20 protein-coding genes and 1 tRNA gene are annotated in these 21,237 nt (G+C 67.8%); 20 read left to right on the top strand and 1 reads right to left on the bottom strand.

From position 1 onward, the window contains the following. The first annotated feature begins 33 nt into the window (after window positions 1–33). Window positions 34–2,862: a TonB-dependent receptor domain-containing protein gene (locus U1H82_RS06640; protein ID WP_322964133.1), complete on the top strand. Its 2,829-nt coding sequence runs from the start codon at window positions 34–36 to the stop codon at window positions 2,860–2,862. Between the two features lie 53 nt (window positions 2,863–2,915). On the opposite strand, the gene U1H82_RS06635 is transcribed toward U1H82_RS06640, so the two are convergent. Next, window positions 2,916–3,587 carry a prolyl hydroxylase family protein gene (locus U1H82_RS06635; protein ID WP_322964132.1) on the bottom strand — a complete coding sequence of 224 codons (672 nt, stop codon included), beginning with the start codon at window positions 3,585–3,587 and terminating at the stop codon, window positions 2,916–2,918. Window positions 3,588–3,692: 105 nt separating this feature from the next. Here U1H82_RS06635 and U1H82_RS06630 point away from each other — a divergent pair, with 105 nt between their 5' ends. From U1H82_RS06630 to U1H82_RS06540, 19 genes are all read left to right on the top strand, one after another. Next, window positions 3,693–4,529 (top strand): type II secretion system protein N, encoded by an 837-nt coding sequence (locus tag U1H82_RS06630; protein WP_322964131.1) that lies wholly within the window; start codon window positions 3,693–3,695, stop codon window positions 4,527–4,529. Next, window positions 4,526–6,751 (top strand): type II secretion system secretin GspD, encoded by a 2,226-nt coding sequence (gene gspD / locus U1H82_RS06625; protein ID WP_322964130.1) that lies wholly within the window; start codon window positions 4,526–4,528, stop codon window positions 6,749–6,751. Before U1H82_RS06630 ends, gspD begins: the two co-directional genes overlap by 4 nt. A gap of 121 nt (window positions 6,752–6,872) precedes the next feature. Next, window positions 6,873–8,348 (top strand): type II secretion system ATPase GspE, encoded by a 1,476-nt coding sequence (gspE, locus tag U1H82_RS06620; protein ID WP_511073013.1) that lies wholly within the window; start codon window positions 6,873–6,875, stop codon window positions 8,346–8,348. 401 nt (window positions 8,349–8,749) lie between these two features. Next, the gene (gene gspF / locus U1H82_RS06615; RefSeq protein ID WP_322964129.1) at window positions 8,750–9,973 is read left to right on the top strand and encodes a type II secretion system inner membrane protein GspF; all 1,224 of its coding nucleotides are present in this window, start codon (window positions 8,750–8,752) and stop codon (window positions 9,971–9,973) included. A 17-nt stretch (window positions 9,974–9,990) separates the two neighbouring features. Further along, a complete protein-coding gene (gene gspG / locus U1H82_RS06610) occupies window positions 9,991–10,446 on the top strand; it encodes a type II secretion system major pseudopilin GspG (RefSeq protein WP_322964128.1) in 456 nt (151 codons plus the stop codon). Beyond that, window positions 10,443–10,949 carry a GspH/FimT family pseudopilin gene (locus U1H82_RS06605; protein ID WP_322964127.1) on the top strand — a complete coding sequence of 169 codons (507 nt, stop codon included), beginning with the start codon at window positions 10,443–10,445 and terminating at the stop codon, window positions 10,947–10,949. The genes gspG and U1H82_RS06605 overlap by 4 nt, the downstream gene beginning before the upstream one ends. A gap of 160 nt (window positions 10,950–11,109) precedes the next feature. After that, window positions 11,110–11,463 carry a type II secretion system minor pseudopilin GspI gene (gene gspI / locus U1H82_RS06600; protein ID WP_322964126.1) on the top strand — a complete coding sequence of 118 codons (354 nt, stop codon included), beginning with the start codon at window positions 11,110–11,112 and terminating at the stop codon, window positions 11,461–11,463. 131 nt (window positions 11,464–11,594) lie between these two features. After that, window positions 11,595–12,230, top strand: coding sequence for a type II secretion system minor pseudopilin GspJ (gspJ, locus tag U1H82_RS06595; RefSeq protein ID WP_322964125.1), 636 nt, complete (start codon window positions 11,595–11,597; stop codon window positions 12,228–12,230). Continuing rightward, a complete protein-coding gene (gspK, locus tag U1H82_RS06590; protein WP_322964124.1) occupies window positions 12,223–13,212 on the top strand; it encodes a type II secretion system minor pseudopilin GspK in 990 nt (329 codons plus the stop codon). The genes gspJ and gspK overlap by 8 nt, the downstream gene beginning before the upstream one ends. Next, entirely contained in the window at window positions 13,212–14,294 is a 1,083-nt protein-coding gene (gspL, locus tag U1H82_RS06585; protein ID WP_322964123.1) for a type II secretion system protein GspL, read from the top strand. Before gspK ends, gspL begins: the two co-directional genes overlap by 1 nt. Further along, complete coding sequence (gene gspM / locus U1H82_RS06580) at window positions 14,291–14,764, top strand: type II secretion system protein GspM (RefSeq protein ID WP_322964122.1); 474 nt, start codon at window positions 14,291–14,293, stop codon at window positions 14,762–14,764. The genes gspL and gspM overlap by 4 nt, the downstream gene beginning before the upstream one ends. 11 nt (window positions 14,765–14,775) lie before the next feature. After that, window positions 14,776–15,486 (top strand): type II secretion system protein N, encoded by a 711-nt coding sequence (locus tag U1H82_RS06575; RefSeq protein ID WP_322964121.1) that lies wholly within the window; start codon window positions 14,776–14,778, stop codon window positions 15,484–15,486. A gap of 63 nt (window positions 15,487–15,549) precedes the next feature. After that, window positions 15,550–15,626: transfer RNA gene (locus U1H82_RS06570), tRNA-His, on the top strand. 132 nt (window positions 15,627–15,758) lie between these two features. Continuing rightward, window positions 15,759–16,805, top strand: coding sequence for a Glu/Leu/Phe/Val dehydrogenase family protein (locus U1H82_RS06565; protein WP_322964120.1), 1,047 nt, complete (start codon window positions 15,759–15,761; stop codon window positions 16,803–16,805). Between the two features lie 264 nt (window positions 16,806–17,069). After that, window positions 17,070–17,525 (top strand): SUF system Fe-S cluster assembly regulator, encoded by a 456-nt coding sequence (locus tag U1H82_RS06560; protein WP_322964119.1) that lies wholly within the window; start codon window positions 17,070–17,072, stop codon window positions 17,523–17,525. Beyond that, the gene (sufB, locus tag U1H82_RS06555; protein ID WP_322964118.1) at window positions 17,525–18,988 is read left to right on the top strand and encodes a Fe-S cluster assembly protein SufB; all 1,464 of its coding nucleotides are present in this window, start codon (window positions 17,525–17,527) and stop codon (window positions 18,986–18,988) included. Before U1H82_RS06560 ends, sufB begins: the two co-directional genes overlap by 1 nt. Next, on the top strand, window positions 18,988–19,179 hold the full coding sequence (locus tag U1H82_RS06550) for a hypothetical protein (protein ID WP_322964116.1): 192 nt from the start codon (window positions 18,988–18,990) through the stop codon (window positions 19,177–19,179). The genes sufB and U1H82_RS06550 overlap by 1 nt, the downstream gene beginning before the upstream one ends. After that, the gene (gene sufC / locus U1H82_RS06545) at window positions 19,172–19,915 is read left to right on the top strand and encodes a Fe-S cluster assembly ATPase SufC (protein ID WP_322964115.1); all 744 of its coding nucleotides are present in this window, start codon (window positions 19,172–19,174) and stop codon (window positions 19,913–19,915) included. The genes U1H82_RS06550 and sufC overlap by 8 nt, the downstream gene beginning before the upstream one ends. A 142-nt stretch (window positions 19,916–20,057) precedes the next feature. Continuing rightward, window positions 20,058–21,137, top strand: coding sequence for a SufB/SufD family protein (locus tag U1H82_RS06540; protein WP_322964114.1), 1,080 nt, complete (start codon window positions 20,058–20,060; stop codon window positions 21,135–21,137). Window positions 21,138–21,237 lie beyond the last annotated feature (100 nt).

Below are 21,237 nucleotides of genomic sequence, written 5' to 3'. Positions count from 1 at the left end.
TCCCCATAGAATCTGATACGGGATGACCCGGCCATGCAGCGACGCCTCGCTTATGCCTCCCTCCTTCTGCTGACCTCGCAACTCGTCGCGCCCGCGCTGCTCGCGCAGGCCACGGGTGCGCCGCCGCAGACCAGCACGACCGCGACCAGCCCCGACGGGCAGGCGACGCCGCAGAGCCAGACCCCGACGGGCCAGGACGGCCAGTCGGCGGATGAGCCGGTCGAAATCTCCGCACCCGGCGTCGACGCCACGGCGGGCAACGAGATCGTCGTGGTCGGCCGCAACATCCCCAACACCATCCGCGCCACGCCGCAGATCGTCTCGGTCCTGTCCGCCGCCGACATCGCGCGCACGGGCGAGGGCGATATCGCGGGTGCGCTGACCCGCGTCACCGGCCTGTCGGTCGTGGGCGGCGGCTTCGTCTATGTCCGGGGTCTGGGCGATCGCTATTCCTCGTCGCTGCTCAACGGCTCGCCGCTGCCCAGCCCCGAGCCGCTGCGCCGCTCGGTCCCGCTGGACATCTTCCCGACCACCATCGTCGGCTCGGCGCTGGTCCAGAAGACCTATTCGGTCAATTATCCGGCCGAGTTCGGCGGCGGCGTCATCAACCTGACGACCAAGGCGATCCCCAACAAGAACTTCATCTCGGGCGGCTTCACGGTCGCCGCCGACGATGCGACGACCAGCGGGCTGGGCTATACCTATGCGGGCGGCAAGGCCGACTGGCTGGGCTATGACGACGGGACGCGCGGCGTGCCGCAGTTCGTGCGTGACGTGCAGGCGGGGCGCGGTGCGGGCCTGGTTCCGGCGGCGCAGGTGGCGGGGCTGTCCAACGCCTCGACTACCCTGCTCCAGCGCAACAACCATCTGCCCGCCAATCTGTCGGGCGAGATTTCGGCCGGGTCGGTGTTCGATATCGGCAGCGACCGTCTGGGCGTGATCTCGTCGCTCAGCCTGTCCAACACCTTCCGCACTCGCTCGGCGATCCAGCAGGATTCGGTGTCGGAAGACGGCACGATCCGGAATGATTTCCGCACGCTCCTGACCGACAACCGCATCGTCGCCAATGCGCTGGTCGGGCTGGGCTATGAGTTCGGCGACAACACGGTGCGCTGGACCAACGTCTATATCCACGACACGCTGAAGCAGGGGCGGGGCTCCGCGGCCGAGGTCTACAACAACGCCAGCGGCCTTCGCTTCCAGCAGAATACCAACTGGTTCGAACGCCAGCTGATCGAAAGCCAGCTGGTCGGCGAGTTCAAGCTGACCGATGCGCTGAAGTTCGATGCGCGCGGGGCCTTCGCCAATTCGAAGCGCAATGCGCCCTATGAGCGCCAGTTCGACTATCTCTGCTCGGCCCGCACCAGCAACGGCCTGCCGATCAGCTATGACGGTGGCAACGGCGCGGGCGGGTTCCAGTGTAACGGCGCGTATCAGGTGACGCAGCGCTTCACCCCCTTCGCCTCGATCATTTTCTCGGAACTAAACGAGAATCTGTGGACCGGCCAGGCGGACCTTTCCTACAAGATCGACGGTGATCGTCCGATCACGCTGAGCACCGGCTATTTCTACCAGGGCACGGACCGCTATTCGAGCCGCATCCAGTTCAACTACCAGACCAGCGACGGGGCGGGCACCGCGCCGGGCTTCCCGTACAATCTCTACCGTCCCGACTATCTGTTGAGCCCGGATGTCATCAACAATGCCTGTCCGTTGCGCGGGCAGGGGGCATGCACGCTCCAGCTGCAATTCTCGACGCAAGCCGGTGCCTATGCCTATGACGCCAGGCTGAACGTCCATGCCGGTTACGTCCAGGCCGAGGCGGAAGTCGCCAACGGCCTGCGCGCGGTGGCGGGTGTCCGCTATGAAACGGCGGTCGAGACGGTGACGCCGGTACAGAGCGCGACGACGCGGCTGAAGAACGGCTATTTCCTGCCCGCTGGCACGCTGACCTGGAACTTCGCCGCCAATATGCAGCTGCGTGCGAGCGGCGCCAAAACCATCTCGCGTCCGCAGTTCCGCGAACTCGCGCCGCAGCAGTTCCGCGACCCGGACTCGGACCGCCTGTTCTTCGGCAACCCGAACCTGCGCGACAGCGAGCTGTGGAACCTCGAAGCACGCTACGAATGGTTCTACGCGCGCGACCAGCGCTTCACGCTGGCGGGCTTCTACAAGCGGATCAAGAATCCGATCGAACAGGTCGGCTTCTACACCGGCGCGGACGACCGGTTGCAGACGGGCTTCACCTATCTGCCCTCGGCAACGCTCTATGGTGCCGAAGTCGAGTTGCAGAAATATGTGCCGCTGGCGGGCCTGGGGGGCGATTTCTTCGCCACGCGCCGCCTCGTCGCGATCGCCAACTACACCTACACCAAGTCGCAGATCAACGCGGACGCCTCCTGCGTGCCCAACCCGGCGGCGGCGCAAGGGTCGCCAGGCCTGGCGGGCTGCGCTTCGGGCTTCGGTCCGGCGCGACTGCTGTTCCGCGACGGCGCCCCGCTGACCGGCCAGTCGGACCATCTGGTCAATCTGCAACTGGGCGTCGAGGATACCGCCGCGCTGTCGCAGATCACGCTGCTGTTCAACTATGCCAGCAACCGCGTGACCAATCGCGGGCCGTCGAACCTGTCGGGCACCGGTTTCCAGCCCGACATCGTCGAGGTGCCGGGCATTCGCCTCGACCTCGTGGCGCGCCAGGGCTTTGAGCTGATGGGCGGCAAGTTCGAACTGAAGGCCGAGGCCCGCAACCTGACCCGCACGCGCTATAATGAGCGGCAGGATTTCGGGAACGGCCGGTTCGTCTATCTGAACCGCTATAATCTGGGCCGTATCTTCTCGCTGGGGATCAGCACGACCTTCTGATCCTTCGGGGGGCAGGCGAGGGCCGTCGTTCGGGTTCTCCGGGCGGCGGCCACTCACCCCCGCCAGGGCAGTTCCCGATACCATTTGGTGATGACGTATTTCACCCCTGCCCGCACCTTCATCGCCTGATGCAGCGTGGCGGGGTTGGGGGAGCCGTCGGCGCGGCGGTTGCTCCAGGCGACCATCTTGCCGGGTTCGGGCTGGATCACCTTGTCCACCACCTTGAACCGGGTCGCGCCGCCAGCCTCTGGTGCGTTGAGGTACAGCATCACCGTCCAGGTCCGGTTGCCCGACAGCGCGCAATAGCGGTGATAGTCGAGGCCGCGCGGCTCGAAATAATCGGTATGCTGCTTGAACTCCTGGCCCACCGCATAACGCTGCCCCTGGATCGGCTCGCCATAATCGCCCGACAGGCCAATCAGCATCGCGATGCGCCGTTCGGTGTCGATCACCGCCGGATCGTCGGCGGGCAGGTCACCGGTCTCGCTGGTGCGATAGGCGGTGTCGCTATTGGCGTCGGCGATGGTCGAGGGGCGGCGCACCGCATCGATTCGCGCCATCAAGGCCGCACAGAGATCGCCCGGCAGGACATCGCGCTTCACGAACAGCGTCAGCTTGGGATTGGGCAGCCGCTGCACCCCCGGAATCGCCGTCAGCCGGGCGATGATCGGCGTCGGATCAAGGCCATTGCCCAGCATGGGCACGTCATCGGTCAAGGCATCCATCCTGTTCTCCATCTGAAACCGATATGACGAATATGTTTCGGGGCTTTGACGCCGGGCTGTAACATGCCATGCCTAGACCTCGAAAATGCGGACGGGGTTGGTTTCATGCGGTTGAGGCTCGACGCGCGCGGACGCCGCTGGTTGCGGCGCCTGCCGGTCGTGAATGTCTATTCGGTAGCTGAACTGGCGCTGATGGCGGTCCTCGCCGTTCAGGGCGCACGGCTGCTATGGGTGATCGTCACCCCCGTCTCGCCGCTGGGCGAGTGGCGCCCGCTCGCCCCCGCCATTGCGGGCTCGCCCTCCGCGATCCTGGAGGGCTTCGACCCCTTTTTCCGGTTGCAGGGGCAGCAGGCCGCACCCGCCGCCGTCACCAACCTGCAACTGACGCTATATGGTACGCGGCTCGACGAGGCATCGGGGCGCGGCTCGGCGATCCTGGCCGGGCCAGACGGGGTGCAGCGTTCGGTGTCGGTCGGCGAGGAAATCCAGCCGGGCGTCACGCTGAAGGCGGTCGCCTTCGACCATATCACCATCGATCGCGGCGGCGCGACCGAAGACCTGTATCTCGACCAGTCCGATGCGCCGCCCGCTGGTGCCCCGGCGGCTGGTGCGCCGCCGGTGCCGCTCCCCGGATCGGTGCCGCCGCAGGGCGGTGTGCCGATCGCGCAGTTGCGCAGCGATATCGGCTTCATTCCCCGGCTCGATGGCGGGCGCGTCTCTGGGCTGGTCGTCCGGCCGATGGGGTCAGGCACGGCGTTCCGGGCGGCGGGCCTGCGCGAGGGCGATATCGTCACCGCGCTCGGCGGCCGTCCGGTGACGGGGCCGGGCGACCTCGACCGCCTGATCGCGGATTTCGCACAGGGCGGTTCTCTCTCCATCACGGTCGAGCGGGGCGATCAGACGCTGCCGCTCTCCCTCCAGATTGCGGCACCACGGCCATGAAGAAGCTCGTCCTCGGTTCGGTTCTGGCGCTGGCATTGGCCGCGAGCGCGCATGCCCAGACCACGCTCAACGTCCGCGACGCCGATATCCGCGCCTTCATCGCCGATGCGGCGAAGGTCACGGGGCGGACCTTCATCATCGACAGCCGGGTCAACGGCAAGGTGACGGTGGTGACCGATCGGCCGCTGTCCAAGTCGGAATATTTCGAGGTTTTCCTGTCCACGCTGCGCGCCAACGGGCTGGTTGCGGTGCCGAGCGCGGGCGGTGCCTTCCGGGTGCAGCCGATCGACAATGCCGCGTCGCAACCCAGCCGCATCGGCCTGGGCGGTGCCAACCGCAATGCGTACGTCACCGAGATCATCCGCCTGCGCGCGATCGACGCGAACAGTGCACTGGAGACGGTCCGCCCGCTGGTCAGCGCGCAAGGATCGGTGACGGCGAACCGTGGCGGCAACAGCCTGGTCGTCGTGGACTTCGCCGACAATATCCGCCGCATCCGCGATGTCGTCCGGCGGATCGATGCGGACAATGCCTCGACCCGCGTCATCGCGCTGAAGAATGCGGGCGCGCGCGAGATTGCGACCGCGCTCCAGACGCTGGCGGGTGGCGGCGGTGGCGCGGCCGGGCAGGGCGGTGGCCCTCAAGGCGGCAGCGGCGTGTCGGTGGTCGCGATCGACAGCTCCAATTCGATCGCGCTGCGCGGCGACCCGTCGAACGTCGCGCGTTTCGCCCAGATCGCGATCGACCTGGACAACAAGGCCAAGAGCGGCACCGAAATCCGCGTCGTCTTCCTCGAAAACGCCGATGCCGAGCAGCTTTTGCCCGTTCTTCAGCAACTGGTCGGCCAGACGCCCGACCCCGTGCAGGAAACCACCCTGTCGCGCGGCAGCTTCACCCAGACCAACAACCAGTCCGGCTCGGCGGCGGGCACCTCGATCGCGCAGCGTATCCAGCCGGTCGCCCAACCCCAGGCGGCGAGCACCCCCGGTGCTGGCGGCCAGAACGGCCAGCCGCCCGCGATCAGCACGCAGGGCGGGCGGACGGCGGCGGTCGTCACCCGCTTCGTCGGCGCGAACGCCATCGTCATCGCGGGGCCCGCCGACATCCAGCGCCAGATCGGCGAGGTGATCCGCCAGCTCGACGTGCGCCGCGAACAGGTGCTGATCGAGGCGATCGTCGCCGAAGTCTCCGACCAGACCGCACGACGGCTGGGCGCGCAGTTCCTGCTCGGCAGCCTGTCGGGGGGTGCGTTCGCGGCGTCGACCTATGGCAATACCGCCCCCAATATCCTGCAGATCGCAGGTGCGGTGGGCGCGCAGACGATCGGTGGCACCAAGACGGTCGTCGTCGCACCGGACGGTACGCGCACCGAAACCAATGTCCCCAACCAGGCCTATAGCCAGCTGACCCAGTCGGCGGTGCAGTCGATCCTGGGCACCACCGGCGGCTTTGCCGGTTGGGGCGGGCAGATCGGCGACACGGTGTTCGGCGCGATCATCAACGCGGTGAAGAGCGACACGACCTCCAACCTGCTCCAGGTCCCGCACATCATCACGCTGGACAATCAGCAGGCCCACAGCCTGGTCGGCCAGGAAATCCCGGTGACGACCGGCCAGGCGCTGTCGAACAATTTCGACAATGCCTTCCGCACCGTGCAACGGCAGAATGTCGGCATCCAGCTGGACGTGAAGCCGCAGGTCAATGCGGGCGGCTCGCTGAAACTCTATGTCCGCCTCGAGGTCAGTTCAATTGCGGGCCCGGTGTCGAGCAACAATAGCGAGCTGATCCTCAACAAGCGCGCCTTCGAGAATGTCTTCACGCCGGATGACGGGCAGATCACCGTCATCGGCGGTCTGCTCGACGACAATGAGCGGCGCACGATCGAGAAGATTCCGCTGCTCGGCGACATTCCGGGGCTGGGCGCGCTGTTCCGATCCAAAGCGCGCAGTCGGTCGAAGACGAACCTGATGGTCTTCATCCGCCCGACCATCCTGCGCACGCCCGAGGACAGCCGCCGCGTCACCGAACAGCGTTACGGCTATCTCCGCCAGCTTCAGGGCTATGCCCAGCCGGGCGTCGAACCCTCGATCGACGAACTGGTCCGCGATTATATGAACGCCGCGCCGCCGATCCCGCACGCGCCGATGCCCGGCAATATCGAGGACCCGCGCATCGCCGTCCCCGTCGCCAAATCGGTCGAACCGATCAAGCGCCGTGACTGACGACGAGCAGCCCATCACCACGGGGGACACCGTGCCCTTGCCGCTGGGCACGCCCCTCCCGCAGGCGGGGGGGGATGGGGGAGGGCACACCCCTCTCCCGCTCCCCACGCCCGACGAAGCGCTGGAACTGGTCGCCCCCCTGACCATCCCCTATGGTTTCGCGCGCAAGTTCGGCACGGTGGTCCAGAGTGCCGACCCGTTGACCATCGCCCTACGGGAAGGCGCCGACCCCCGCGCGCTGATCGAGTTGCGCCGCCATATCGGCCGCCCCTTCGCCATCACCCGCGTCGAGGCCCCCGCCTTCGATCGTCTTCTGTCCGACGCCTATGCGATGGACGGACAGGCGACGGCGATCGCGGCGGTCGGCATGGGCGACGAGCTGGACATGCTGGCCGATGGCATCCCGACCGCCGAGGATTTGCTCGACACCGCCGACGACGCGCCCGCCATCCGGCTCATCAACGGCATCATCGCCGATGCCGCGCGCAACGGCGTGTCGGACATCCATATCGAGCCGTATGAGACCGGACTGGTCGTCCGGATGCGCATCGACGGCGTGCTGCGCGAGACGCTTCGCATGCCGCCGCATGTCGCCCCCGTGGTGGTCAGCCGTATCAAGGTCATGGCCCGGCTCGACATCGCCGAACGCCGCGTGCCGCAGGACGGGCGCATGGCGTTGACTCTGGGCGGTAAGCTGCTCGATGTGCGTGTCTCGACCCTGCCCAGCCGGGCGGGGGAGCGGGTGGTGCTGCGTATCCTCGACAAGGAGAATGCCGGGATCGACCTCGACGCGCTGGGCATGAACCCGGCGATGTACGCGCTGCTGCGCGAGGCGCTCAGCGAGCCCAACGGCATCATCCTGGTTACCGGGCCAACCGGCTCGGGCAAGACGACCAGCCTGTACGCCGCGCTGCGCCTGCTGAACGATGGCAGCCGGAACATCCTGACGGTCGAGGACCCGGTCGAATATGCGGTCGAGGGGGTGGGGCAGACCCAGGTCAACGCCAAGGTCGGGCTGACCTTCGCGGCGGGCCTGCGCGCGATCCTGCGCCAGGACCCGGACGTGGTGATGGTCGGCGAAATCCGCGACCGCGAAACCGCCGAGATCGCGGTGCAGGCCTCGCTGACCGGGCACCTCGTCCTGTCGACCGTCCACACCAACGATGCGGTCGGCGCGATCACCCGGATGCGGGACATGAAGGTCGAGCCGTTCCTGCTCGCCTCGACGCTTCGCGCCGTGATCGCGCAGCGGCTGGTGCGGCGGCTGTGTCCCGCATGCAAGCGGCCGGTCAAGGCCAAGCAGACCGTAGCGCCGCTGCTCGGCATCGAGAACAAGGCGACGGTGTACGAGGCGGTCGGCTGTCCCCAGTGCAACGGCACCGGCTATAAGGGCCGGACCGGCGTCTATGAGGCGGTGCGGGTCGACGATGCGATCCGGCGGCTGATCAACGAAGGCGGCGACGAACAGGCGATCGCGTCGCACGCCTTCGCCCGGCAGCAGCCGCTGGCGGCGGTGGCGCGGGCGCTGGTGCTGGACGGGGTGACGACGGCGGAGGAAGCCATCCGCGTATCCCGCCGCGACTCCGACGCGGGGTGAGGGGGGGGTGTGCGCTCGGCTCTCATACCGCACTACCCCGGCGATGGCCGGGGTCCAGTCGCCAATGGCAGCGAGTGGCGGCCATGAGCCCATCAGTTCGCGCGGAGACGCGGAGACGCGGAGAAGGGCATTTTCGCGCAGAGGCGCAGAGGACGCAGAGACGTCGTACCTGCCGCGCCAGCGGCCGTCTTGTTTTCGCCGATTTGAAGAGCTGTGCGTTGTCACGTGCGAGACAGCTCTGCGTCCTCCGCGCCTCTGCGCGAACTCACTTTTTCTCCGCGTCTCCGCGTCTCCGCGTGAGATAAGATTTCGATCCCGTACCCCGCTTCTGCACTGCCACCGCAACTGGACCCCGGCCTTCGCCGGGGTGGGCCCCTATTGTGCGAAGGGGGGGCGCTGACATGGCCGGGTTCGACTATGTCGCCATCGACACCAAGGGGGCCGAGAAGCGCGGGTTCATCCCCGCCGAAACCGCCGACACCGCCCGCGCCGCGCTGGAGAAGCAGCGGCTCTATGTCGTCTCCGTCAAGCCGGGCAGCGGCGATACCGCCGAGCGTCGTCCGCTCTTCGGGCTGAAGCTCGGCCGCGCGCGCATGTCGGTCAAGCAGCTGACGCTGTTCACCCGCCAACTGGCGACGCTCAACCGCGTCTCGCCGCTGGAGGAGTCCCTGCGCACCATCACCCGCCAGACCGAGCAGGAGCGGGTGCGCGCCATCGTCGCGACGGTGCATCAGGGTGTCACCGAAGGTCGTCGCCTGGCCGATGCGATGGCGCGCGAGCCGAAGAGCTTTCCCCCGCTCTATCGTGCCATGGTCGCGGCGGGGGAGAGTTCGGGCACGCTGCCAACCATCCTCGAACGGCTCGCCGCGCTGCTCGAACGACAGGCGGAAATTCGCGGCAAGCTCGTCACCGCGCTCGCCTATCCAACGATCCTGGCGGTGGTGGCGTTGGGCGTCGTCACCGCGCTGATGATGTTCGTCGTGCCGCAGGTGGTCGAACAGTTCGATACGGTCGGGCAGGAGCTGCCTTTCCTGACGCGGATGGTCATCGCCGTGTCGGACCTGCTGGTCGGCTGGTGGTGGCTGATGGCGGGGATCGCCGTCCTGGGGGGCGTCGGCTTCTGGCGCGCGTTGAAGGTGCCGTCGATCCGACTGTCCTTCGACACATGGCTGCTGAAACTGCCGCTGCTCGGCCGGTTGCTGCGCGACCTGCATGCCGCTCGGATGGCGCGCACGCTGGGGACGATGGTGGCGAGCCGGTTGCCGCTGCTCGAAGGGCTGACCCTGACGGCGGGCACGATCCACAATCGCCGGTTGCGCGTGGCGTCCGACGCCATCGTCGATGCGATCCGGGGCGGGGGCAGCCTGTCGGCGGCGATGCGGCGGGCGGGCGTCTTCCCGCCACTGCTCACCTATCTGGCGGCGAGCGGCGAGGCGGCGGGGCGGCTGGACGAGATGCTGGAGCGCGCCGCCGATTATCTGGAGCGTGAGTTCGACCGCTTCACCGCCACCGCTTTGTCGCTGCTGGAGCCCGCGATCATCGTCGTGATGGGCGGCGTGGTCGCGACGATCGTGCTATCCATCCTGCTGCCGATCCTCCAGCTCAACACGCTGGCGGGTCAATGAGACGAGAGGACATGTTGATGCGTACCCAAACCCGCCGTCCGATCCGCCGCAAGCGGCCCGCCAACGGCTTTACGCTGGTCGAGCTGATGGTCGTGATCGTCATCATTGGCCTGCTCGCCACCATCGTCGCGCTGAACGTCCTCCCCTCGGGCGACACCGCGCGGGTGCAGAAGGCCAAGGCCGACATCGCGCAGATCGAGGGCGGGCTGGAGATGTACAAGCTCCAGAACCTGACCTTCCCGACGACCGCGCAAGGGTTGCAGGCGCTGGTGTCGATGCCCGCGGGCCTCGCCGATCCGTCGCGCTATCAGAAGGGCGGCTATCTGAAGAAGCTGCCCGACGATCCCTGGGGACGTCCCTATCTCTATGCCGCGCCCGGCCAGCATGGCGAGGCGGACGTCTGGACCTATGGCGCCGATGGCAAGGAAGGTGGCGAGGGGATCAACGCCGATATCGGCAATTGGGATAAGTGATCGCGCCCGCGCGCCTGGATGCCGCGAACGGCGGTGGGCGCGCGTTGCGCCGCGCGAGGGCGCGCGACGGGGGCTTTACGCTGGTCGAGCTGATGGTCGTCATCACCGTCATCGGGCTGGCATCGGCGATCGCCGTCTGGTCGCTGCCCGACCGGCGCGGGCGGGTGACCGACGAAGCGCTGCGCTTTGCCGCCCGTGTCCGTGCCGCGCATGACGTGGCGGTGGTCGAAGCGTCTCCGGTCAGCATCTGGGTCACGCGCGGCGGCTATGGCTTCGATCGCCGCGTGGACGGGGCGTGGAGCCCGATGACCGCCAAACCCTTGCGCGTCGCGCAGTGGGAGGACGGCACCCAGGCGATGATCCCCGATCCCAGCGGCCGGGTGCGGATCACCTTCGACGTGACGGGACTGGCCGACCGCCCGGTCGAACTGCGCCTGACCCGCGAGCGGGTGAGCAGCATCGTGCGGATCGGCGCCGACGGCACGGTGCGGGTCGATGGGTGAGGGGTCTGAAATTCCTCCCCTGCAAGGGGAGGTGGCAGGGCGCAGCCCTGACGGAGGGGTGTCGCCCTCTCGGTGGCGGGACACCCCTCCACCATGCTCCGCATGGTCCCCCTCCCCTTGCAGGGGAGGAAAAGAAGGGGGCTTCACCCTTATCGAGATCATGGTCGCGCTGGCGGTGTTCAGCCTGGCGGCGATGGCGCTGGTCCGGCTGGAGAGCGCGACGATCCGGGGGGCGTCGATCCTGGACGAGACGGTCGTGGCCCAGATGGTCGCGCGCAACGTCGCAATCGCCGCCGTCACCGATCCGCAGGCGCCTGCGCTTGGCCGGACGACCGGCGTCGAGGTGAATGGCGGGCGTAGCTGGAAATGGACGCGGATCGTCAGCGGCACGGGCGATGCGCGCGTGGTGCGGATCGACGTGGCGGTCGCGAATGCGGGCGGTAGCGTCGCGGGGCGGATGACGATGGTCCGCCCGCCCATGGCCGCGCCGCCGGTCGGAGTGTCGGCGTCGTGAGATTGCGCGCGCTTGCCTTTCTGTTCCCCGGCGAAGGCCGGGGGCCGGTTGCTGCCCGGCTTAAGGCGAGAGGCGGCGTTTGCCCCGATTTTCAGGGTTCGCCGCAACTGGGCCCTCGCCTTCGCGGGGGAATGGGGCAGCATGGCTTCACCCTGGTCGAAGTCATGGTGGCGCTGCTCATCTTCTCGATGCTTGCCGCTGCCGCCGTGGCGATCCTGTCGCTCAGCGTGCGGGCGCAGGCGGTGACGGGGCAGAAGCTCGACGCGCTGAGCGCGATCAGCCGGACGACCGCCATCCTGTCGGCCGATCTGGCGCAGGCGGTCGACCGTCCGACGCGTGACGAAGGCGGCGTCCTGACCCCCGCCATGGTCGCCGGGCCGGATGCGATGCGGCTGGTGCGCGGCGGCTGGAGCAATCTCGACAATGCCGCCCGTCCTTCGTTGCAAAAGGTCGCCTATCGGCTGAACGGGGACGTGCTGGAGCGGGTCGCCTGGCCGCTGCTCGACGGGGCCGCAGCCATGGAGCCCGCCGCGCTGATGGACCATGTGCGCGAACTGCACCTGCGCTATCGCTTCAACGGGGCATGGCTCGATCAGTGGCAGGGGCAGCCCGGCGTCGCCTTGCCCCAGGCCGCGGAAGTGACGATCGTGCGCGATGACGGCATGATCTTTCGCCAGCTCTTCCTAGTGGGGACAGGCTATGTCGGCGTTCCGCAAAGCGGTTCCGCCAGCCCCGATCCGACCCCCACGCCGACGCCCAATGGCTAGGCGTATCCCTCGACCTGGCGAGCGCGGCGCCGCGCTGCTGACCGTACTGATCCTGGTCGCGGTGATCGCGGTACTGGCCGCGACCGCGCTGGAAAAGCTGCGCCTGTCGACGCGGCTGGGCGGCAATGCGGTGGCGATCGAACAGGCGCGCGGTTTTGCCTATGCGGCCGAGGCGCTGGCGATCATCCGGATCGGCGACCTGCTGGAACGGTCCCAGGGCAAGGTGTCGCTGCTCGGCGGATGGAGCGACCGCCCCTTCGCGCTGCCGCTCGGTGATGTGGCGGGCGGGGGCAGTGCGGTCGCGCGGGTGACCGATGGCGGCAATTGCTTCAATCTCAACGGGCTGGCGCAAGCCTTGCCGGGGCAGCCGGGCGTGCTGATCGGCAATGCGGTGGAGGTCGCGCATTTCGCCAAGCTGATGCGCCTGTTGGGCATTCCCGGTCAGGTCGCCCAGCAGGTGGCCACCGCGACATCCGACTGGATCGACAGCGACCAGAACCCGCAAGGCGGCGGGGCGGAGGATGCGCTCTATCTTGCCCGCGATCCGCCATACCGGACCGGCGGTGCGATGATGGCGGACGTCAGTGAATTGCGGATGGTCAACGGCGTCACCCCCGAACTCTATGCGCAGCTTCGCCCCTGGGTCTGTACGCTGCCCGAGGCGAAGCCGACCGCCGTCAACATCAACACGCTGGCACCCGAACAGGCGCCGCTGGTCGCGATGGCGCAGATCGACACGATTTCGCCCGCCGCCATCGCCCAGGCCCTTTTGCGCCGCCCGCCGCAGGGCTATGCGGATGCCAGCGCCTTTTGGGCGCAGATACCGGGGGCGAGCGGGGGCGGCGGCGTGGCGGTGACGACCCGCTGGTTCAACTTGCGCATCGATGTCGGCTTGGGCAGCGTCCGGGTTCAAGAACGCGCGCTGGTCGATGCGACACGGCTGCCGCCGCGCCTCGTCGCGCGGACATGGGGGGAAGAGTGATGAGTGCGACCAACCTCCTGTTCCTGCCGCCGGGCGAGGGCGGTGATTATCGCTGGATGCGGATCGAGGATGCACGCGTCGCCGCCGCCGGAGAGGGCCTGCCCCAGGGTGACGGCGAGGTGATCGCGGTCGCGCCCGCCGATGCGGTGTCGCTCCACTGGGCCGACATCCCCGCCCGCTCGACCGCACAGGCCGCCGCCGCCGCGCGGCTGCTGGCGGCCGAGGTGAGTGCGGCGCCGATGGACGAACTTCATGTCGCGGTGGGCGAAGACGAGGACGGCACCCGCGCGATCGGCATCGTCAATCGCGGTGCGATGGCGGGATGGCTGGCGCGGTTGGGCGCGGCGGGGGTCGATCCGGTGGCGGTCGTGCCTGCACCGCTCCTGCTGCCACGCCCCGACCAGGGCTATGTGCGCGGCGACCTGGCCGGGCAGGGGGTGGTGCGCGGGCGAAGCTCGGGCTTTGCCGATGAGCCGGGCCTTACCGAACTGGTGACGGGCGAGGAACCGCTCACCGATCTGGATGCCGATGGGATCGCGGCGGCGCTGGGCGCAGTCGCCGCTGCCCCCGCACTCGACCTGCGACAAGGGCCGTTCGCGCGGCGGCGGGGTTTTGCGATCGACTGGCGGCTGGTCAGGCGGCTCGCCTGGCTGGGCCTCGCCATCGTCGTCGCGACGCTGGCGATCGATTTCGTCCGGCTCACCAAATATAGTTTCGCTGCCGACGCGACCGAGGCCAAGATCGAGCAGATCGCCCGCACCGCCCTGCCGCGCGGCGAGACGTTGGTCGATGCCGACCGCCAACTGGCCGAGCGGCTGTCGGCAGTGCGCGGACCTGGCCAGGGGTTCAGCCGGACGGCGGCGGCGGTGTTCGCCGCCGTGCGGGCGGTGCCGGGCTCTGAGCTGACCGCGCTCGACTTCCAGCCGAACGGCGCGATCCGGCTGGGTGTGGCGGTCGATCGCGAGGCGTTGGCCACCGATCTGAAGCGCGCGATCGAGGCGGAAGGTTTCACCGTCCAGGCCAGCACCTTCGTCGCGGCGAACGGGCGGATCACGGGAGAATTCACGGTGCGCGCACGATGAAGGCGCTGAAACTCTGGTTCGATGGCCGCTCCTTGCGGGAGAAGCGGCTGCTGCTGGTCATGGGCGCGTTGCTGGTCGTGACGCTCCTTTGGGGCGGCATATTGCGGCCCTTGGGCGACGGCCTGTCGAGCGCGCGCGAACGCCATGCCGATGCGGTGATCCGGCTGGGCGAGGCGCAAGCCATTGCCGCCGAACTGAACCAACGCCGCCGTCGCCCGGCCGCTCTGTCGGGCACGCTCGCCGATACGGTGCGGCTGTCGGCGGAGCAGGCGGGCTTTACCCTGTCCGCGCTGACCGAGGACGGCCCCGGCCGGTTACGGGCGCAGATCGCCTCGGCCCGGCCCGCCGCGCTGAATGCCTGGCTCGCCCGGCTGGAGCGGGGCGGGGTGCTGGTCGAGCAGGCGACGCTGACCGACAATGGCGATCGGACGGTGGGCGTCGCCCTTCTCTTGCGGACGCGGGTGTCGTGATGCGGTTACGGATGACCACACGGCCTCCGGTGCTGTTCGCAGCGATGCTGGTCGTGGCGCTGATCGTCTTCCTGCCGATGCGCCTTGCGCTGGGGGCGACGGGCCTCGCCGATGAAGGGCTGAGCGCACGCCGGGTCGGCGGCACCATCTGGGGCGGCAGCCTGATCGAGGCGCGGTTGGGCGATGTGGCGCTGGGCGACCTTCGCGTGTCGTTGTCGCCGCTGGCGCTGCTCGTCGGTCGGGCGCGGCTGGCGTTCGAGGGGGCAGGGGCCGATGGCCGACCGATCGCGGGCGCGGCGACGATCAGCCGCCATGCGATGGGAATCGAGGATGTCACCGCCAGCCTGCCCGCCGCCACGCTGTTCGCGCCCTTGCCCGTCACCACGCTGGCGCTGGAGGATGTGACGGTGCGCTTTCGCGACGGGGTGTGCGAGGAAGCGGCGGGGCGTGTTCGTGCGACCGTGGTGGGCGAGGCCGGCGGCCTGCCGCTGCCGCCGATGATGATGGGCACCGCGCGGTGCGAGGCGGGGGCGCTGCTGCTGCCGATGACGGGGCAGGGCGGCACCGAGGCGGTCAATCTGCGCATCCGTCCCGATGGCCGCTACACCGCCGATCTGGTCCTGACGCCTGGCGATCCGACGGCGGCGACGCGGCTGGAGCAACTCGGCTTCGTCGCCGGCACGGGGGGCGGATACCGACTTTCGGCGCAGGGAAGATTCTGAAGGGTGCGATTTTGACCGCTTGACGAAAGCGGGTGATCCCGTTTAGGGGCGCAAGCCTTCGCGGCGACCGTAGTTCAATTGGTTAGAGCGCCGGCTTGTGATGCCGGAAGTTGCGGGTTCAAGTCCCGTCGGTCGCCCCATTCTTTCTGGCCACTCCGCTGGCCACGGCACCGGCCCCCTTCAGAGCCGTGTCCTCCCACAATCCTCACCGATGGGGTGGCCGGGTCGGAAGACTCGGTCCGGTTCCGCTTTTGTCGGACCGAAGGACGAGCATGACGAACTGGGGCTTTCCCGATTTCGACGCGCATGAAGGCGTGCACCTGTTCACCGATCCCGCTTCGGGGCTGCAGGCGGTCATCGCTGTGCACTCGACGCATCTCGGCCCGGCGGCGGGCGGTGCGCGCTTCTGGAATTACGGCACGCCCGCGCTCGCCATCACCGACGCGCTGCGCCTGTCGCGCGGCATGAGCTACAAGAATGCGATGGCAGGTCTGGCGCTGGGCGGCGGCAAGGGCGTGGTCCTGGCGGCGAAGCCGGGCGATGTCATCACCACCGCGCAGCTCGAAGCCTTCGGCCGTGCGGTCGAGTCGCTCGGCGGTCGTTACGTGACGGCCGAGGATGTCGGCATGTCGGAAGAGCGGATGAAGGTCATCGCGACCCAGACCCGCTATGTCTCCGGCCTGCCGGTGGCGAGTGGTGCGGCGGGCGGCGACCCCGGCCCCTACACCGCGCACGGCGTCTATCTGGGCGTCAAGGCCGCTGCCAGCCGTGGGCTCGGCGCGACCGACATGAAGGGCGTACGCGTCGCGATCCAGGGCGTCGGCTCGGTCGGCGGCGGTCTGGCCAAGCTGCTGGCCAAGGACGGTGCGGTCCTGACCATCGCCGATGTGAACCAGGCACGCGCCGAACAGATGGCGGCGGAGTTGGGAGCGAGCGTCGCTTCGGCCGACGAGATCCTCTTCGCCGATGTCGATCTGGTCAGCCCCAATGCGCTGGGCGCGGTGCTGAACGCCGATTCGATCCAGCGGCTGAAGGCCAAGGTCGTCGCGGGCGGTGCCAACAACCAGCTGGCGACCCGCGAGGATGGCGCGCGCGTGGCGGAGGCGGGCATCCTCTACGCCCCCGATTACGTCATCAATGCGGGCGGCATCATTAATGTCGGCCTGGAATATCTGGGCCAGGGCGACGAGGCCGAGGTCATGGCGCGCATCGCCAAAATTCCCGAGCGTCTGGAACAGGTGTGGCAGCGTTCGGCGGAAACCGGCCATCCGGCCTCGGACGTGGCGGACGAAATCGCGCAAGGCCTGATCGGGCGTTAAAAGCTCCACGCCAACGAGTCTCACGCCCCTCCCGTAGGCGGGAGGGGATGGGGGAGGGCAAGCCACGGGCGACAGGCTCGGTGAGACCCCATGCCCTCCCCAAACCCCTCCCGTCTACGGGAGGGGCTTAAAGAAGAGCGAGAGGGGCCAAACCGCGCCCCTCTTCACTCACACCCATCGAAAATCCCGTGCGCATTGGCGGTTGACGAACCGGCCCCTCACGCCCATTTGCCAATCGGACCAAATCCATCCGATTGGGAGACCATGCGCCTTTCCAGCCTAGCCGATTATGCGGTCGTGATGATGACCGCCGCCGCGCGCGAAGGTGCCGGTGGGCGGAGCAACGCGACCTTGCTGGCCGGACAGACGGGCGTGCCGCTCCCTACCGCGCAGAAGCTGGTTAGCCGTCTGGCGGGCGCTGGCTTGATCGAGAGCACGCGCGGCACCGGGGGCGGCATCCGCCTCGCCCGCGATGCCGATACGATCAGCCTCGCCGACATCGTCGAGGCGGTGGACGGCCCGATCGCGCTGACCGCGTGCGTCGAGGGCGCGGCCCATGACTGCGGCCTGGAAATGCAATGCCGCGTCCGGCCGCATTGGCATGTCGTCAATCAGGCGGTACGCGCCGCCTTTTCCGGGGTGACGCTCGCGACGCTCGCCGCCGATCCTGTTGAATCGCAAGTGATGGGCGCTGATGCGCGTCCGGGGGTATTCGCCTGATGGCCACGAAGAATGCAGAGGCGCTCGCCGCCGCCAACAAGAAATATGAGTGGGGCTTCGCGACCGAGGTCGAGCAGGACTTCGCGCCCAAGGGGCTGAGCGAGGATACGGTCCGCTATATCTCGGCCAAGAAGGGCGAGCCGGAATGGATGCTCGACTGGCGGCTGAAGGCGTTTCGCCTGTGGCAGACGCTGGAGACGCCGGACTGGGCCAAGCTGAACATCCCGCCGATCGATTATCAGGACGCGTATTATTACGCCGAGCCCAAGCAGAAGAAGACGATCGCGTCGCTGGACGAGCTCGATCCTGAAATCCGCCGGACCTACGAAAAGCTGGGCATCCCGATCGCCGAGCAGGAAGTGCTGGCGGGCGTCGAGGGCGCGCGCAAGGTCGCGGTCGATGCGGTGTTCGACAGCGTCTCGGTCGCGACCACCTTCCGCAAGGAGCTGGAAGCGGCGGGCGTCATCTTCCGCTCGATCTCCGAGGCGATCAAGGAATATCCCGATCTGGTCCGCAAGTGGCTGGGCAAGGTCGTGCCGCAGCGGGATAATTACTTCGCGACGCTCAACTCGGCGGTCTTCTCGGACGGCACCTTCGTCTACATCCCCGAGGGCGTTCGCTGCCCGATGGAGCTGTCGACCTATTTCCGCATCAACGCGGAGAATACCGGCCAGTTCGAGCGCACGCTGATCGTCGCGGACAAGGGGGCATACGTCTCCTATCTCGAAGGCTGCACTGCGCCGATGCGCGACGAGAACCAGCTGCATGCGGCGGTGGTCGAGCTGGTCGCGCTGGACGATGCCGAGATCAAATATTCGACCGTCCAGAACTGGTATCCGGGCGACGAGAATGGCGTCGGCGGGATCTACAATTTCGTCACCAAGCGCGCGCTCTGTCAGGGCAAGAACAGCAAGGTGTCGTGGACCCAGGTCGAAACCGGATCGGCGGTAACGTGGAAATACCCCAGCTGCGTGCTGGCGGGCGACGGCTCGGTGGGCGAGTTCTACTCGGTCGCGGTCACCAACAACCGTCAGCAGGCCGATACCGGCACCAAGATGATCCATCTGGGCAAGAACACCCGCTCGACCATCGTGTCGAAGGGGATTTCGGCCGGGCATTCGGACAACACCTATCGCGGGCTGGTCCGCGTGGCCGCGACCGCCGAGAATGTCCGCAACTTCACCCAGTGCGACAGCCTGCTGCTGGGCGACCAGTGCGGCGCGCATACCGTGCCGTACATTGAGGTAAAGAACCCCAGCGCCCAGATCGAGCATGAGGCGACGACCAGCAAGATCAGCGAGGACCAGCTCTTCTATGCGATGAGCCGTGGGTTGGATCAGGAGGCGGCGGTCGCGCTGATCGTCAACGGCTTTGCGCGGGAAGTCTTGCAGCAGCTTCCGATGGAGTTTGCGGTCGAGGCGCAGAAGCTGCTGGGGATTTCGCTGGAGGGGAGCGTGGGGTGATGAACATGTCGATTATTCCGCCGATCTATGTTGATGCCGATTATTTCCCGGAGATCGAGGCAGATCCACGTTTGGCAGGCGTCGTATATCAGCATGAACTGCTGCCTAGTGGTAAGATGGCGATCCGAGCCGCGGATGGTGCTGGCCAAGCAAAGATAAAGCTTCTTCATGGTGGGAATATCAGTGCTTAAGATTGAAAACCTCCACGCCGAGATTGACGGCAAGCCGATCCTCAAGGGCCTGACGCTCGAGGTGAATGCGGGCGAAGTCCATGCGATCATGGGGCCGAACGGCGCGGGCAAGTCGACGCTGGGTTATGTGCTGGGCGGGCGTCCCGGTTATGAAGTGACCGAGGGTTCGGTGACGTTCGACGGCGTCGACCTGCTCGAGCTGGAGCCGAACGAGCGTGCCGCCGCCGGGCTGTTCCTGGGCTTCCAATATCCGGTCGAGATCCCCGGCGTGTCCAACGTCCAGTTCCTGCGCGAGAGTCTGAACGCGCAGCGCGGGCAGCGCGACGAAAAGCCGCTGTCGGGTGGCGAATTCCTGAAGCTCGCCCGCGCGCAGGCCGATGGGCTGGGGCTGAACCAGGACATGCTCAAGCGTCTGGTCAATGTCGGTTTCTCGGGCGGCGAGAAGAAGCGCAACGAGATGGTCCAGATGGGCATCCTGAACCCCAAGTTCGCGATCCTGGACGAGACGGACTCCGGCCTCGACATCGACGCGCTGCGCATCGTCGGCGACGGCATCAACCGCATCATGCGCGCGCCCGATAAGGCGGTGCTGCTGATTACGCACTATCAGCGGTTGCTCGACTATGTGCAGCCCGACCGGGTGCACGTGCTGGCCGATGGCCGCATCGTGCGTTCGGGCGGACCCGAACTCGCGCTCGAACTAGAGCGTGAGGGCTATGCCGGGGTCGAGGCATGAGCGTTTTTCTTCAAATCCTCCCTGCGCTTGGCGCGGGGAGGGGGACCGCTCGCGAAGCGAGGGGTGGAGGGGCCGGAGGGGCTTGCCCCTCCACCAGCCTACGGCTGGTCCCCCTCCCCAAGCATAGCTTGGGGAGGAATTGATGGCGGACGTGTTGGACCTTCCTTCGCCGCGCGAAGAGGCGTGGCGCTGGGCTGATCTCGACGCGCTGCGTCGCGCGGCGGAAAGCGAGCGGGCGGTGCCGGTCGCGGGGGCGGATCGCTTCCTCGATCTGCCGGGCGCGCGGTTGCTGTTCGTCGACGGCGTGTTGGATGAAAGCGCCAGTAATCTCGGCCCGGTCCAGCTGACCCAGATCGACGCCAGCGACCATCCGTTGGGTAAGCAGGCCTTGGGACGTGGCTGGTCGCTGCGGCTGGCGCGCGATGCGGTCGCCGACCCCGTTCAGATCGTCCATGTCGCCAGCGGTGCGGCGAACCATCTGCCCGCCGAGATCGTACTGGCCGAGGATGCGGCGGCGCAGGTCTATGAGACCTATGTCGGGCGCGGCTGGACCAACCGACTGACGCGGGTGAGGCTGGCGGCGTCGGCGCGGCTGATGCGGGCGGTGCGGCTGTTGCAGGATGATGGCTTCGTGTCGCTGCGCGAGGAAGCCGAGCTGGGCGAGGGCGCGAGCCTGACCGCGACCTTCCTGGCGGCGGGTAATTTGGGCGCGCGGATCGATGGCGGCATCACGCAGACTGGGGACGGCGCCTATGCCGAGTTTGGCGGCGCGCTGCTGACCAAGGGCGAACTTCGCCAAGAATGCGCGGTGGCCTTGCGCCATGCCGCGCTGAACGGCCAGAGCCATCAGCTGTGGCGCGCGGTCGCCGCCGATCGCAGCCAGGCGAGCCTCGCCGCCCGTGTCGAGGTGGCGCGGGATGCCCAGAAGACCGATGGCGAACAGTCGCTTCGCGGCCTGCTGCTCCAGCGGACGGCGACGGTCAATCTGAAGCCCGAGCTGGAAATCTTCGCCGACGACGTGAAGTGCGCGCATGGTGCGACGGTGGGAGAGCTGGACGCCAAGGCGCTGTTCTATATGCAGAGCCGTGGCATTCCGAAGCCCCGCGCCCAGGCGCTGCTGACCCGCGCCTTTGTCGCGGATGCGATCGACCGGATCGGCAACGAAGTGGTGCGCGAAGCCTTTGCGGCGGATGCGGATGCCTGGCTGGAGGCGGCGCTTTGAGCTTGGCCCATTCATTCCCCCCCATCTCTGATGGGGAGGGGGACCGCCGCGAAGCGGTGGTGGAGGGGCTGGCCGGGCGTGGCCCCTCCACCATCGCTGG

The organism is Sphingomonas fuzhouensis, assembly GCF_034659795.1.
In the GTDB taxonomy this organism is placed as follows: Bacteria; Pseudomonadota; Alphaproteobacteria; order Sphingomonadales; family Sphingomonadaceae; genus Sphingomonas; species Sphingomonas fuzhouensis.
This window is presented reverse-complemented; position numbering and strand designations above follow the sequence as displayed.

Excerpts from the sequence above, each read along its gene's own strand:
- U1H82_RS06640 (WP_322964133.1), top strand. The coding sequence starts at position 34 with ATGCAGCGACGCCTCGCTTATGCCTCCCTCCTTCTGCTGACCTCGCAA.
- U1H82_RS06635 (WP_322964132.1), bottom strand. The coding sequence starts at position 3,587 with ATGGATGCCTTGACCGATGACGTGCCCATGCTGGGCAATGGCCTTGAT.
- U1H82_RS06630 (WP_322964131.1), top strand. The coding sequence starts at position 3,693 with ATGCGGTTGAGGCTCGACGCGCGCGGACGCCGCTGGTTGCGGCGCCTG.
- gspD (WP_322964130.1), top strand. The coding sequence starts at position 4,526 with ATGAAGAAGCTCGTCCTCGGTTCGGTTCTGGCGCTGGCATTGGCCGCG.
- gspF (WP_322964129.1), top strand. The coding sequence starts at position 8,750 with ATGGCCGGGTTCGACTATGTCGCCATCGACACCAAGGGGGCCGAGAAG.
- gspG (WP_322964128.1), top strand. The coding sequence starts at position 9,991 with ATGCGTACCCAAACCCGCCGTCCGATCCGCCGCAAGCGGCCCGCCAAC.
- gspI (WP_322964126.1), top strand. The coding sequence starts at position 11,110 with ATGGTCGCGCTGGCGGTGTTCAGCCTGGCGGCGATGGCGCTGGTCCGG.
- gspJ (WP_322964125.1), top strand. The coding sequence starts at position 11,595 with ATGGGGCAGCATGGCTTCACCCTGGTCGAAGTCATGGTGGCGCTGCTC.
- gspK (WP_322964124.1), top strand. The coding sequence starts at position 12,223 with ATGGCTAGGCGTATCCCTCGACCTGGCGAGCGCGGCGCCGCGCTGCTG.
- gspL (WP_322964123.1), top strand. The coding sequence starts at position 13,212 with ATGAGTGCGACCAACCTCCTGTTCCTGCCGCCGGGCGAGGGCGGTGAT.
- gspM (WP_322964122.1), top strand. The coding sequence starts at position 14,291 with ATGAAGGCGCTGAAACTCTGGTTCGATGGCCGCTCCTTGCGGGAGAAG.
- U1H82_RS06575 (WP_322964121.1), top strand. The coding sequence starts at position 14,776 with ATGACCACACGGCCTCCGGTGCTGTTCGCAGCGATGCTGGTCGTGGCG.
- U1H82_RS06565 (WP_322964120.1), top strand. The coding sequence starts at position 15,759 with ATGACGAACTGGGGCTTTCCCGATTTCGACGCGCATGAAGGCGTGCAC.
- U1H82_RS06560 (WP_322964119.1), top strand. The coding sequence starts at position 17,070 with ATGCGCCTTTCCAGCCTAGCCGATTATGCGGTCGTGATGATGACCGCC.
- sufB (WP_322964118.1), top strand. The coding sequence starts at position 17,525 with ATGGCCACGAAGAATGCAGAGGCGCTCGCCGCCGCCAACAAGAAATAT.
- U1H82_RS06550 (WP_322964116.1), top strand. The coding sequence starts at position 18,988 with ATGAACATGTCGATTATTCCGCCGATCTATGTTGATGCCGATTATTTC.
- U1H82_RS06540 (WP_322964114.1), top strand. The coding sequence starts at position 20,058 with ATGGCGGACGTGTTGGACCTTCCTTCGCCGCGCGAAGAGGCGTGGCGC.